Below are 12430 nucleotides of genomic sequence, written 5' to 3'. Positions count from 1 at the left end.
GACCTTTATGGCCGAGACTCTGCGCAACGCCGAAACCGACCAGTGTGGCGATTTGCTGGACAGCTTGCGCCGTGGTCGCCCGGCGGCAGGGCAGGACCCGGTCAAGCGTAGCCAGATCATCGATGGCGCCCGGCGTGTCTTCATCGACAAGGGCTTCGAAGCGGCGTCGATGAACGACATCACCCGCGAGGCCGGTGTCTCCAAGGGCACGATCTATGTCTACTTCGCCAACAAGGAAGAGCTGTTCGAAGCGCTGATCGAGGAAGAGCGCGGCAGCATCTTCAAGAACATGTACGACATGCTGGAGAAATCCGACGACCTTCGCCAGACACTGGTGAAGTTCGGCAAGGTGCTGGCGCTCAAGATCACATCAGCCAAGGTCATCCAGGCACAGCGTACCGTGATCGGCGCATCCGACCGGATTCCCGACATGGGCGCGCGTTTTTACGAACGTGGACCCAAGCGCGGTCACGACAAGGTCGTGGCCTTTCTCAATGCTGCCATCGAGCGCGGCCTGTTGCGGATCGATGATGTCGATCTCGCCGCCTATCAGTTCACTGAACTGTGCCTGGCCAGTCTGTTCCGCCAGTGCATCTTCGCCTACCGAACCAAGGCCCCGTCGCAGGACGAGATCGACCACATCGTCACGTCAGGCGTCAGCATGTTCCTGAAGGCTTACGGCACCGAAAGGCTCGTGGCGGAAGAAAGCCATCAAACGATTGCCATCGAGGCCAAGCCTTAGCTTTTTGTTTCCGCGCAATTCCTAAGGGAAGGCCCTATGCGCTTTGGGAATTGTTCTACCCGCCGTTGGCCGCAAGCACTATCGCGGCCTGCAATTCCTGCAGGCCCTCGGCCTTTTCCGAAGATGTCGCCAGAACGAACGGAAACGCTGCCGGCCGCTTCTTGATCTTTGCCAGCGTCTCCTCGATCAGCCGCGGCACGCCGGCAGCCTTGATCTTGTCGGTCTTGGTCAGCACGATCTGATAGGACACTGCCGCCTTGTCGAGCAGCGACAGCACTTCATCGTCCTTGGCCTTGATGCCGTGGCGGGCATCGATCAGCACATAGACCCGCTTCAGCGTGACGCGACCCTTGAGATAGTCGAAAACCAGCTTGGTCCACTCGTCGACCTTCTCCTTCGGCGCCGTAGCGTAGCCATAGCCCGGCATGTCGACCAGCGCCAAGGGCGGCAGGTCGGCGCCCTCGCCCGAAAAACCGTCCGGTACGAAATAATTGAGCTCCTGCGTGCGCCCCGGCGTGTTGGAGGTACGCGCCAGTCCCTTCTGATTGACCAGCGCGTTGATCAGCGACGACTTGCCGACATTCGAGCGGCCGGCAAAAGCGATTTCCGGCGGTCCTTCCGGCGGCAGGAACTTCATGGCCGGCACGCCACGAATGAATACCCACCCCCGTGTAAACAGGTCGGTGCCGATCGTGCTGCTGTTTAGAGCGTTCAAGCTGCTGCCTCCAGAAGAGAAATATTGGCACCCCGGATAGCATCGAGGTTGCGGCTGATCTTGTCCACCGGCCAGTCCCACCAGGCCACCGCCAGCAGCCGCCTGATCGTCCGGTCGTCGAAACGCATCTTCACCACCTTGGCCGCATTGCCTGCGACGATCGCATAGGACGGCACGTCGTGCGTGACCACCGACTTCGCGGCAATGACGGCGCCATGGCCGATCGTAACGCCGGGCAGGATCACCGCCTCCATGCCGATCCAAACGTCGTTGCCAACGATTGTGTCGCCGCGCACTTCCTTGGACCAGGTCGCCGGGTCAAAACCCTTCTCCCAACCATGGCCGAAAATATTGAACGGGTAGGTCGAAAAGCCGGACATGGCGTGGTTAGCGCCGTTCATGATGAAGCGTGCGCCTTCGGCGATGGCGCAGAACCTGCCGATGATGAGCTTGTCGCCAATGAAGGGATAATGATGCAGCACGCATTTCTCGGCGAATTTGTCCGGCCCATCGGGATCGTCATAATAGGTGAAGTCGCCGATCTCGATGTTCGGCGCGCTCACCAGTCCCTTGAGGAACCCGACACGCGTGTGCATCGGGATCGGGTGCTTGATGTTGGGGTTGGGTCCGTCCATGTCGAGATCCGTAAAAAAAAAGGCCGCCAGGCGCATCCGAAATCCGCATGCGCCTGTCCAAAATAGCCTGATCCGCCCTATAGCACCAATCGGCTGACGAGCGAGCTTTCGATGGCGGCTTTGCTCATTTGCTGTCGCCATAGGCCAAGGTCGACGACAGCGCCGCCAAGAAGCGATCTCCTGGAGCAGTCGGCGTCGACAAGCCAAACCCTACAGATCTTCGAGTCCAAGCAAAAGAACCGGGGCCCCGTGGAGGCCGACAGGACCCCGGTCTGCCTACGGCCTCCCAAACACCGGCACCCTTGCGCCGGAAGCCGTCTTGGCAAGGGTATCTTGCCGCCGTCGCGAAAACACGGTGGCCGCAATCCATGGCCTGTGCAAAGGCGTGCCGAAGCGCATGCCGCAGGGAATGGCAAAGCGCAGTTACGAGGTGCGTCAGGCCAAAGTTTCGCCGCAGATTGGAAATCGGTTGGAATGGGATGCCTCGCCGACAAAAAAGCCCCGGGCAATGAACTGACCGGGGCTTTTGATTTCGCGTAGGCAACGCCTGCTATTCTGCCGGCGACGGTTTCTTTCGGAACAGCGCAACCAGATTGTCCCACAGCTCGATCTTGGCGCCCTGGCGCTTCATGATCACGCCCTGCTGGAGGATCGACAGCGTGTTGTTCCAGGCCCAGTAGATGACGAGGCCGGCCGGGAAACCCGCCATCATGAAGGTGAAGATGACCGGCATCCAGGTGAAGATCGCGGCCTGCGTCGGATCCGGCGGCGTCGGGTTCATGCGCATCTGCAGGAACATGGTGACGCCCATGATCAGCGGCCAGACACCGATCATCAGCATGTGCGGCAGCGTGAGCGGAACGAGGCCGAACAGGTTGAAGATCGAGGTCGGATCGGGTGCCGCCAGATCCTGGATCCAGCCGAAGAACGGCGCGTGCCGCATCTCGATGGTGATGTAGAGCACCTTGTAGAGCGAGAAGAAGACCGGGATCTGCAGCGCCACCGGCCAGCAGCCGGCGAGCGGATTGATCTTCTCGGTCTTGTACAGCTCCATCATCGCCTGCTGCTGCTTCATCTTGTCGTCCGCGTATTTCTCGCGGATTTCGAGCATTTTCGGCTGCACCTTTTTCATGTTCGCCATCGACGCATAGGACTTGTTGGCGAGCGGGAAGAAGATGGCTTTGACGATGACGGTGGTGGCGAGGATCGCCAGGCCGAAATTGCCGAAGAATTTGTAGAGCGTGTCGATCAGCCAGAACATCGGCTTGGTGATGAAGTGGAACCAGCCCCAGTCGATCAACAGGTCGAACCGCTTGATGTGACGGTCTTCCGCATAGGCGTTGATCTTGGCGACTTCCTTGGCGCCGGCGAAGATTTCGCTCTCCACCGTCGCCGACTGACCGGCATCGACAGTGATCGGATCGGTCAGGAAGTCAGACTGGTAGCGATGGCGGCCGTCCTCGAAATAGGCGTAGCGCGGCTGGAACGGCTGCTTCTCCGTCGGCACCAGCGTCACCGCCCAGTATTTGTCGGTGATGCCAAGCCAGCCATCGGTCGACTTGCCCGGCGTGGCCTGCTTGTCCTTTTCGATGGACGCGTATTTGTGTTCCTGGAGGCCTTCGGTGCCGGTGAAGCCGATCAGGCCCTCATGCAGCACATAGGTGCTGGCGACGAGCGGCTTGTCGAACCGGGTGACGCGGCCGTAATTGGACAGCGAGACGGCAGCCGTGCCCGCATTCTGCACCGTGTCGGAAACCGTGAACATGTAGTTGGTGTCGACGGAAAAGGTGCGCTTGAAGGTCAGGCCCTTGTCGTTCGAATAGGTCAGGGTGACCGGCGTCGCCGGCGTCAGCGTCGCATTGCCGTCGACGGCCCATACCGTCTCCGGACCAGGCACCGCGCCGGTCTTGTCATTACCGACGAAGCCGATCTCGGCATAATAGCCATTGGGGAGTGCCGCCGGGTTGAGCAGGCTGATCTCGGGCGAGTTCTTGTCGACCGTCTCGGTGTAGTGCTTGAGCTTGAGGTCGTCGAGACGGGCGCCGGTCAGGTTGATCGAACCCTCGAGGCTCGGCGTATCGATCTTGGCGCGGGTCGTCGTGGCCAGCGCCTGTTCGCGACCGGCCGGCGTCACGGCATCGGTGCCGGGTGCGTTCGGAATGGCGCCAGGAGCAGCGGGCGTTCCGGTGTCGGTGCCGGGATTGGTGCCCTGGGCGGCCTTCTTCTGCTCCTCGATGCGCTGCTGTTCGACGCGCGCCGCCTCGCGCTGCTGCTCGCTGCGCGGCAACACGTAAAAATATTGCCATACGGCCAGGATCAGCACCGACAATGCGATGGTGATGAAGAAATTCCGGTTGTTTTCCATCGAAAGCCCTTGGCCTATCGTGTTCCGCGCAGTCGGCGGGAGAGTTCGGCCTTCAACTGGCCGAACGGAATGGTAAGCACGTCTTCGCGCCCGACGATGACATAGTCATTGCCAGGCGCCATGTCACATGCAGCGTGTGTACGGACGGCTTCTCGCAGCCGCCGCCGGACGCGGTTGCGGATAACCGCATTGCCGACCTTCTTGGTGACCGTGTAACCGACGCGCGGCGACAGGCCGTCGCCGCGGTCGAGAACTTCAACGAGAAAAAGCCGCCCACGTCGCTTTTCACCACGACGGACGGCCAGGAATTCCGCGCGCTTCAGAAGCCGCTGGGGATTTGGTCCCACTGGCTTGCCGGTTGCGGGCAACGATCTCGTCTTCCGTTCAGGCGCTGAGCCGCTTGCGGCCGCGATTGCGGCGAGCTGCGACGACGCCGCGACCACCCTTGGTGGCCATGCGGGCACGGAAGCCGTGCCGACGTTTGCGGACGAGTTTGGACGGTTGGTAGGTACGCTTCATTTGTTTTAATACCGCGGGGTGCGGCCCTTCTTGATTCTGTCACTGTGTAACAGGAGCTTTGCCGGGCCGGCTTTGGCGCGATCGAAACCGCGCCGGGACGAATGGCCCGAGCGTGTGCGGGCTTATAGAAAGAAGGCTTTTGGAAGTCAATCCGGCGTCGTCGGGCCGAAACCCCGGCGTCGTCCAGGCCGGTTTATGTTTCCGACCAAGGATGAAATTGGCAAGAAAGCCGTAATCGCCTAATCTGCGTTGATCAAGTGATTGTGAAGACATGGACCGCATGAGCGAAACCATACAAGCGCAGGAAGGGACCGGCACGGCCGAACCCACCATCGTGCGCACGGTGCCGCTGTCGCGCGGCCTGTCGACCAAGCTGCTGCTGCTGACCATCGTTTTCGTGCTGCTGGCCGAAGTGCTGATCTTCCTGCCCTGGATCGCCAGCTACCGGCTGAACTGGCTGAAGGAGCGGCTGAGCACGGCGGCGGCGGTGTCGATCGTGCTGGTGCAGGGTGAGCCCACCTCGCTGTCACGCACGGCCCAGAACGACGTGCTGATGGCGATCGGCGCCAAGGCGATCGCGGTGCGTGACGGTGGCGTCTCGCGGCTGCTGGTGGTGGCCGAAATGCCGCCGAAGGTCGACGAACACATCGATATCGCCGGCATCGGCATGATCAAGGGCATGACCGGTGCACTCGACACGCTGTTTTTCGGCGGCGACCGGATGCTGCGCGTTTTCGGGCCTGTCGGTGACTCGGACAAGGAGTTCGAGCTGATCATGCCCGATAACAGCCTGCGCAATGCGATGCTGCGATACTCGCGCAACGTCGCCTTCGTCTCGCTGCTGATCTCGCTGTTCACCGCAATGCTGGTCTATGCCGCGATCGACCTGATCATGATCGGGCCGATCCGGACCATGACGCGCTCGATGCTGTCCTTTTCGGAAGCCCCCGACGATCCCGGGCGCATCATCCACCCGGCCGCCCGCGCCGACGAGATCGGCGTTGCCGAGCGCGAACTGTCGCAGATGCAGGAACGGCTGCAAAAGATGCTCTCCGAGCAGAAGCACCTTGCCGACCTCGGCCTTGCCGTCTCCAAGATCAACCATGACATGCGCAATATCCTGGCCTCGGCGCAGCTGATGTCGGACCGCCTGCGCCAGGTCAAGGACCCGACCGTGCAGGCCTTCGCGCCGAAACTGCTGCGCGCGCTCGACCGAGCCGTCTCCTATTCCGAAGGCGTGCTCGCCTATGGCCGCACGCAGGAGCCGCCACCGGCGCGCCGACGCTTGAGGCTGCGCCAGCTGGTCGAGGACGTGCACGGCCTGCTCGACATCGGGCAGGGCATCGAGTTCGTCAATTCCGTCGAGCCGACCTTCGAGGTGGACGCCGATTCCGATCAGCTGTTCCGCGTGCTCACCAATCTGTGCCGGAATTCCGTGCAGGCGATGGCTGCAGACAGTGAAAGCGCCCTGGTGCGCCGCCTGGCCGTGTCGGCCGTGCGCCTGGGCAGCGTCAGCCGCATCGCCGTCAGCGACACCGGACCGGGCCTGCCGCCCAAGGCGCGGGAGAACCTGTTCGCGGCGTTCCGCGGCTCGGCCCGCAGCGGCGGCACCGGCCTTGGACTGGCGATCGCGCACGAACTCATCCGGGCGCATGGCGGCACGGTGGAGCTGGTCGAGAGCATTGGCGGGCGCACCACATTCGCGGTCACCATTCCCGACCAGCCGGCACGGCTCGACCAGGCCCGCAGCAACGGCCTGCGCCGCCCGGCATGACGGATCGGCGCTGTTTTGCCCCGGCGACCGATCTTTCCTCCTTTCCTTGCAGAAACATGTCACCCGAAGGCGTCTCCGGCTTTGGGCGGACGTGATGCATCGGAAGCGCATCACTTGTGGCCGCCCGGACACGATGCGCTTTGGTGGTTTTGAGGCGCTGGGAAACGGGCCATCATTGCCGGATGACACGCCTGCGACAAAACTTTTGCCGGATCGGCTTGCTTTTCCGAAATTCAGTCGCTAGGGAACACGTCTCGTCGCGGCCGGTCGTTCACGATCGGATCGCGGGGCCATGGAAAGCATGGCCTGTTGCGCGCCCGTAGCTCAGCTGGATAGAGCACCAGACTACGAATCTGGGGGTCAGGAGTTCGAATCTCTTCGGGCGCGCCATTTGACTCTAAATCGTCCTGATTTGCGAACGCCATTTGTCCCCGCCGAAATGCCAGAGCGTTCGACGCCACCAGCGGGCGGTACCTCCGGGGTGCGGTAGATGAAGGTCATCAGGCCGATGCCGACGATGGCCAGGACCGAAACGGCAATGGCCCCGGCGGTCACCCCGAATGTCGTTGCGATTGCCGGCAGCAGCATGAGAGCGATAGCGATGCCCGCTGGCTACGAGTTGATGTAGATGGCCATGGCGGTTGCGATTTCCCGGCCGGCAAACCAGTCGGCGACCATCTTGGTCATCAGGACGTTCAGGAGAACGCCGCCAGTGCCGCTTATCAATCGGCCGCCGACCTGCAGGCTCCAGAACGGCGATGCCGCCATCAGCATTTCACCCGCCAGCATCATCAGGAGCCCGGCAAGAACGGTCGCCTTATCGCCATAGCGCTGGCCGATGGTCGCGCCAGGCAGGGCCAATGCGACTCCCGGTGCAAGATAGGCCGATTAGAATGCCGATGTCGGCCAGGCTCGCTCCGACGCTATCGCTGATAAGAGGCGCGACGGCGCCGACGCTCTGAAACCGAAACGCCATTGCGGCGCGGGCGACAAACAGGACAGCAAGGATCGTCCAGCGACGGCGCACGGTTCCCCGTTATGTTTGTTCCGAACTATTCAGGCCTGATGTTCTGATTCAATCGAAAGAAATTGGTCGGGTCGTATTGCTTCTTGATAGAAGCGAGGCGCGCATAATTGGCGCCGTAGGCATCACGCACGCGCTCGTCACCCTCATCACCGAGATTGTTGGCATAGACGCCACCGGTCGAGAATGGTCTGACCGCATTCCACAGGTCGCGCGCCCAGCGGGTATTTGCCTCGTCATCGGCCAGATCGTCCCAGATCGCGATCGGGAAGCAGTCAAAGGCCGCATCGCGATTGGCGTAGGACGAGTGCGATGCGGGCATGCGAGCGATCGCGCCGCCGACCTGCTGGAAAACCAACAGGGAGGAGCGATTGGGAGCCCGCGCGTAAGCGTCGAGCAGGGCCTCGATCGCGCCATCGCTGATCTCGCGCATGAACTGCGCTTTCCAGTAATAGCGTCGCCCGCGTGGAAAGAGGCTGTCGGCCGCCGATTGGATCTGAAGATAAGGAATGGCTTGAAGGCGACTGTCGATGGGGGATCCGAACTTCATCAGCGGTGCGATGACTGGTTCGCCCGCTTCGGGCGACCCGACATAGCAAGCCGAGATGCTGAAGGCACGCTCGCCCGAGGGCAGCGTGACGAGCGCGGCATCGACGCTCACCTCGTCCGGGGCGTCGCGGGAGAATCCATCGTAAAACCGCATGGCCTCGCGCGCATGATCGTAATCGTGAAGCACCGAGCCCACGAGAAGGTTCGGGCTAAGCGGGTGCAGCCGGTATTCGAACGTCGTCACGATGCCGAAATTGCCCCCGCCCCCTCGCAAGGCCCAGAACAGTTCGGGATACTCGCTGGCGCTTGTTCGCAACAGCCGTCCGTCGGCCGTGACAATTTCAGCCGCGATCAAATTATCGCAACTCAGGCCGTGCTTTCGTCCGAGCTTGCCGAAGCCTCCACCCAGCGTGAGGCCGGCAATACCAGTGTCGCTGTTGACGCCCATGGTCGTCGCAAGGCCGTGGGCCAGCGTGGCTGCGTCGAACTCGCCGAGGGTCAGACCAGCTTCGGCCCTGGCAATGCGACGCCCAGGATCGACTGCGATCTTCTTCATGCGTGATAGATCGATCACCATCCCATCGTCGCAGACGGACAGACCGGCGACGTTGTGGCCGCCGCTGCGTACCGCCACGAGACAGCCTTGTGACCTGACATAGGTCACGGCATGGACGACGTCGGCGGGATCGGCGCAAAAGACAATTGCAGCAGGGTGTTTGTCGATCGCCCCGTTCCAGACTCCGCGTGCTTGGTCGTAGGTAGCGTCCGTCGGCAACACCAGTTCGCCCCGCAAGCCTTGCCGGAGCAGTTCAATCGCCGCACTCGGAGAATGGGATCGGCCCAATAGCGCCTCGGTCTGTCGCGGAATCTCCATCGGTATCGCCCTCGGTTCTGGCAGGACTATGATCTCACAGAGACGCAACCTTCTGCAAAAGCGAAATTCTTAGCTGCTAGGTGAGAGGAACTCATCTACACTGCCGGCATGAGAAACTGCCCGCCTCTCCGCGCCTTGCACGCCTTCGAGGCCGTCGCTCGGAACGGCAGCTTCAAAGCCGCAGCGGCGGAACTCGGCGTGACGCCGACAGCGATCAGCCACCACGTCCGCTTGTTGGAAGAGATATGCGGTCGCAAGCTGTTCCAGCGCCGACCGCGCCCGCTCGTGTTGACGGGTGCGGGAACGCGACTGTTTCCTATACTCCGCAACGGCTTTGATCTTCTCTCCGGCTCCCTTGCCGCAGTCGCCGAGCCAGATTTTCAAGCGCCATTGCGGGTGACAAGCCCGAACGCTTTCGCGAGTCGATGGCTGGTGCCTCGATTGCCTAAATGGCGAGAGGCCAACCCGGCCGTACCACTGGATATCATCGGGACGGACGCAGTACTCGATTTACGCGCCGGCGCCGCAGATGTGGCGATCCGCTACACACGTCGCTCGCCTTTGGGCTTTGCCGCGCAGGAGATATGCCGTGATTCCTTCTTTCCCATATGCAGTCCCCGATTATTGGCAAGCGACGGGCGAACGATTGAGCGTGCTGCTGATCTCCTGCGTTATCCGTTGATCCATTTCGACTGGATGAACCGGGATCCGGACGCTCCCACTTGGCCCCGGTGGCTAGCGACGGCCCGTTCAATCGATCCAGACCTAATCCCGCACAAAGCTTGGGATTTGAGCTTCCGCGAGGAACTGCATGCGATCGATGCGGTTGTCGCCGGGCAAGGCATTGCGATCTGTAGTGATGTCGTGGTTGGCCGTGAACTGGAAAACGGCTCGCTCGTCAAAGCGCATCAATTATCCTTGCCGGGCTACAGTTTTTATATCGTATGGATGCCCCACAGTCCGAGATCCGCGGTGATAGAGTCCTTCCTGGCGTGGATGAGAACCGTCGCATGAGACTGTCGAATCTGGGATGAGCCGCGCCAAGCTTGGCTCTCAAGAGGATGGGGCCATGGCAGCGAAGACGCCCAACAGATTTTCTTCCAGCCGTTTGACGGCGTGGGAGGAAGCGGCCGGAAACCCGCCGTGATTTCAGCAAGTTCCGGTCTGCTTCCGAGTGTCACTTTGGAGGGCAATCGCGTAGACATAGTTCTCATCATCACCTGTGATGGCGCGCCAAATTCATCCATGGACTATGGTTCGTTGATTGCGACAGTGCGGGACAGGCGGAAACCCGCGGAGCCTGATTTGACCATGCCTTCTTCCACCATCAAGCGCGCCTTAATCACCGGGGCAGGTGCGGCCGACGGCATCGGCTTTGCCATTGCCCGGCAACTCGGCCGTGCCGGCCACGCGGTTTTCCTCACCGGCGCCAGTGCGCGTGTGCTCGATCGCGCCGCCGAGCTTAGTGCCGAAGGCATCGATGCGAACGCCGCAATTGCCGATCTCACCAAAGCCGCCGATGTCGCGCGGCTGCGGGCGGATGTCGGCACGGTCGATATACTGGTCAACAATGCCGGCATGGGCTCGCTGGCATCGCCATCGGTCGACAAGGCGTTTCTAGCCATGACCGAGGCCGACTGGGATCAGGGGATCGACGTCAGCTTGAAGACCGCGTTTCTGGTCACCCGTGCGTTCCTGCCGGCGATGGTCGAAGCGGGCTACGGGCGCATCGTCAATGTGACATCGGTCACCGGGCCGCTGGTGTCTTTCGAAGGCACATCAGCCTATTCCGCCGCCAAGGCCGGCATGGTCGGCCTGACGCGCACGCTGGCGCTGGAAGTGGCGAAAAGCGGCATTACGGCCAACGCCGTGGCCCCCGGCTGGATCGAAACGGGTTCGTCGAGCGAGATGGAGCGGCAAGCTGCCCTGCATACGCCGCCGGCGCGAGCCGGGCGACCCGACGAAGTGGCCGCAGCGGTGATGTTCCTGGCCTCGGAACGCGCCAGCTATGTCAACGGCGCCCTGCTGGTGGTCGACGGCGGCAACAGCCTGCAGGAGCGCAAGGGCTGAACGTCGATCGGCACATCCGCCAATCGGCGGGAACCAAACCGCTCAGCAGCGGTTTTCCCATGAAGGGACCGCAAACCTCAAGGGTGCGGAATAATGCACGACCATCTGGAACTGGAACTGGCGAGAGCCAGGCAGCGCGTCAAGCGGGCGGAAGTCTTTCTCAAGCGAGCGAACGAGATGCTGGACGAGGAGCGTGGCGTTGGCATCAGCCTTGCCCTGTGCTGCCGGATCAGATCCGAGCAAAAAAATGTGGCTGAAGCGCGCTCGCGCCTCCGCCAGATTGATCCCACCACACACTGATCATTCTCGCGGCGCGCATCGGTAGCGTCCAGGTGGTTCCTCACGACGCCTTAGCGAGAAAATTCCGATAGTCCGACTTGGCCTGCAGCAGGCGCAGCACATTGTCGCGCGATCCGCGCACATGGGCGCGCGCCAATGTGCCGGCGCGGCCGGCGTCGCCGGCGCAGATGGCGTCGACGATTTCGGTGTGCTCGTCGCGGGCAATCTTCCATTCGTCCAGCCACAGCAGCTCGGTCCAGACATAGTGCTGGCACTTGTCGAGGATGCCGCACAGCATGCCGTGCAGCATCACGTTGCCGCTGATTTCGGCGATGACGCGGTGCAGGTCGATGCCGACTTCCAGCTCCTGGAATTTTTCCCTGTTGGTGCATTCCGGAATGGCGGCCAGCCGCTCGCATTCGGCCAGCATCGCGCGCAGCCGCGCCTTGTCCTGTTCCGTAGCAGCGGTTGCTGCCAGTTCCGTCGCATGGCCATCGAGCAGTTCGCGGATGTCGAAGGCCTCGCGGAACATGTTGATGTCGAATTCGGTGACGACATAGCCCTGGCGGGGCCTGCCGGTGACCAGCCCATCGCGCTCGAGGCGGTTGAAGGCCTCGCGCACCGGCGTACGGCTGACACTGAGCTTCACGGCGATGTCGTTTTCGGTGACGCGCGAGCCCGGCGGAATCTGGCCGGTCACGATCATCGCCTTGAGCGAGGAATAGACCGAGTCGCGCAGCGTATCTTTGGTTTCCTTGGCCAAGATTCCCTTCCCACTTCTCCGGTCTTTCAGCCGGAACACGCATAGCTGTAGCCGCAGTCGGCGTAATTTGCCACGCCCGGCGAGGCCCGTCCCCCGCCACTTTGTCCGGCACGAAACGCGT

At 61.9% G+C, this 12430-nt stretch carries 14 protein-coding genes and 1 tRNA gene; 7 read left to right on the top strand and 8 right to left on the bottom strand.

Going from position 1 to position 12430, the window contains the following annotated elements:
- Nucleotides 1-7 precede the first annotated feature (7 nt).
- A complete protein-coding gene (locus tag X744_RS147315; RefSeq protein WP_023761362.1) occupies nucleotides 8-742 on the top strand; it encodes a TetR/AcrR family transcriptional regulator in 735 nt (244 codons plus the stop codon).
- 55 nt (nucleotides 743-797) lie between these two features.
- Here the strand turns inward: X744_RS147315 and yihA are convergent, their stop codons facing one another.
- The 5 genes from yihA to rpmH form a co-directional block, all read right to left on the bottom strand.
- A complete protein-coding gene (gene yihA / locus X744_RS147320) occupies nucleotides 798-1457 on the bottom strand; it encodes a ribosome biogenesis GTP-binding protein YihA/YsxC (protein WP_023761361.1) in 660 nt (219 codons plus the stop codon).
- Entirely contained in the window at nucleotides 1454-2092 is a 639-nt protein-coding gene (locus tag X744_RS147325) for a CatB-related O-acetyltransferase (RefSeq protein ID WP_023761360.1), read from the bottom strand. The genes yihA and X744_RS147325 overlap by 4 nt, the downstream gene beginning before the upstream one ends.
- A 550-nt stretch (nucleotides 2093-2642) precedes the next feature.
- Entirely contained in the window at nucleotides 2643-4457 is a 1815-nt protein-coding gene (gene yidC, locus X744_RS147330; RefSeq protein ID WP_023761358.1) for a membrane protein insertase YidC, read from the bottom strand.
- 14 nt (nucleotides 4458-4471) lie between these two features.
- Complete coding sequence (gene rnpA, locus X744_RS147335) at nucleotides 4472-4825, bottom strand: ribonuclease P protein component (protein WP_023761357.1); 354 nt, start codon at nucleotides 4823-4825, stop codon at nucleotides 4472-4474.
- A 16-nt stretch (nucleotides 4826-4841) separates the two neighbouring features.
- Nucleotides 4842-4976: a 50S ribosomal protein L34 gene (gene rpmH / locus X744_RS01000000170100; RefSeq protein ID WP_008833937.1), complete on the bottom strand. Its 135-nt coding sequence runs from the start codon at nucleotides 4974-4976 to the stop codon at nucleotides 4842-4844.
- Between the two features lie 280 nt (nucleotides 4977-5256).
- Here rpmH and X744_RS147340 point away from each other — a divergent pair, with 280 nt between their 5' ends.
- From X744_RS147340 to X744_RS1000000175395, 3 genes are all read left to right on the top strand, one after another.
- A complete protein-coding gene (locus X744_RS147340) occupies nucleotides 5257-6750 on the top strand; it encodes a HAMP domain-containing sensor histidine kinase (RefSeq protein ID WP_023761356.1) in 1494 nt (497 codons plus the stop codon).
- Nucleotides 6751-7063: 313 nt separating this feature from the next.
- Nucleotides 7064-7140: transfer RNA gene (locus tag X744_RS147345), tRNA-Arg, on the top strand.
- Nucleotides 7141-7240: 100 nt separating this feature from the next.
- Nucleotides 7241-7378 (top strand): hypothetical protein, encoded by a 138-nt coding sequence (locus X744_RS1000000175395; protein WP_245266806.1) that lies wholly within the window; start codon nucleotides 7241-7243, stop codon nucleotides 7376-7378.
- Here X744_RS1000000175395 and X744_RS1000000175390 read toward each other — a convergent pair.
- Both X744_RS1000000175390 and X744_RS147350 read right to left on the bottom strand, forming a co-directional pair.
- Entirely contained in the window at nucleotides 7363-7611 is a 249-nt protein-coding gene (locus X744_RS1000000175390) for an MFS transporter (protein ID WP_023761354.1), read from the bottom strand. The genes X744_RS1000000175395 and X744_RS1000000175390 overlap by 16 nt on opposite strands.
- A gap of 191 nt (nucleotides 7612-7802) precedes the next feature.
- Entirely contained in the window at nucleotides 7803-9197 is a 1395-nt protein-coding gene (locus X744_RS147350) for an FAD-binding oxidoreductase (RefSeq protein WP_023761353.1), read from the bottom strand.
- Between the two features lie 135 nt (nucleotides 9198-9332).
- Between X744_RS147350 and X744_RS147355 the strand changes: the two genes are divergently transcribed.
- The 3 genes from X744_RS147355 to X744_RS147365 all read left to right on the top strand — a co-directional run bounded on the left by X744_RS147355 (nucleotide 9333) and on the right by X744_RS147365 (nucleotide 11567).
- Nucleotides 9333-10211 (top strand): LysR substrate-binding domain-containing protein, encoded by an 879-nt coding sequence (locus X744_RS147355; protein WP_245266805.1) that lies wholly within the window; start codon nucleotides 9333-9335, stop codon nucleotides 10209-10211.
- Nucleotides 10212-10508: 297 nt separating this feature from the next.
- Nucleotides 10509-11267 carry an SDR family NAD(P)-dependent oxidoreductase gene (locus tag X744_RS147360; protein WP_023761351.1) on the top strand — a complete coding sequence of 253 codons (759 nt, stop codon included), beginning with the start codon at nucleotides 10509-10511 and terminating at the stop codon, nucleotides 11265-11267.
- 93 nt (nucleotides 11268-11360) lie between these two features.
- Nucleotides 11361-11567: a hypothetical protein gene (locus tag X744_RS147365; RefSeq protein WP_023761350.1), complete on the top strand. Its 207-nt coding sequence runs from the start codon at nucleotides 11361-11363 to the stop codon at nucleotides 11565-11567.
- Between the two features lie 40 nt (nucleotides 11568-11607).
- On the opposite strand, the gene X744_RS147370 is transcribed toward X744_RS147365, so the two are convergent.
- Nucleotides 11608-12309 carry a GntR family transcriptional regulator gene (locus X744_RS147370; protein WP_023761349.1) on the bottom strand — a complete coding sequence of 234 codons (702 nt, stop codon included), beginning with the start codon at nucleotides 12307-12309 and terminating at the stop codon, nucleotides 11608-11610.
- Nucleotides 12310-12430: the final 121 nt, after the last annotated feature.

The organism is Mesorhizobium sp. LNHC252B00 (assembly GCF_000502955.1).
Classification (GTDB): domain Bacteria; phylum Pseudomonadota; class Alphaproteobacteria; order Rhizobiales; family Rhizobiaceae; genus Mesorhizobium.
This window is presented reverse-complemented; position numbering and strand designations above follow the sequence as displayed.

Excerpts from the sequence above, each read along its gene's own strand:
- rpmH (WP_008833937.1), bottom strand. The coding sequence starts at position 4,976 with ATGAAGCGTACCTACCAACCGTCCAAACTCGTCCGCAAACGTCGGCAC.
- X744_RS147365 (WP_023761350.1), top strand. The coding sequence starts at position 11,361 with ATGCACGACCATCTGGAACTGGAACTGGCGAGAGCCAGGCAGCGCGTC.
- X744_RS147315 (WP_023761362.1), top strand. The coding sequence starts at position 8 with ATGGCCGAGACTCTGCGCAACGCCGAAACCGACCAGTGTGGCGATTTG.
- X744_RS147360 (WP_023761351.1), top strand. The coding sequence starts at position 10,509 with ATGCCTTCTTCCACCATCAAGCGCGCCTTAATCACCGGGGCAGGTGCG.
- X744_RS1000000175395 (WP_245266806.1), top strand. The coding sequence starts at position 7,241 with ATGAAGGTCATCAGGCCGATGCCGACGATGGCCAGGACCGAAACGGCA.
- X744_RS147350 (WP_023761353.1), bottom strand. The coding sequence starts at position 9,197 with ATGGAGATTCCGCGACAGACCGAGGCGCTATTGGGCCGATCCCATTCT.
- yidC (WP_023761358.1), bottom strand. The coding sequence starts at position 4,457 with ATGGAAAACAACCGGAATTTCTTCATCACCATCGCATTGTCGGTGCTG.
- X744_RS147340 (WP_023761356.1), top strand. The coding sequence starts at position 5,257 with ATGAGCGAAACCATACAAGCGCAGGAAGGGACCGGCACGGCCGAACCC.
- X744_RS147325 (WP_023761360.1), bottom strand. The coding sequence starts at position 2,092 with ATGGACGGACCCAACCCCAACATCAAGCACCCGATCCCGATGCACACG.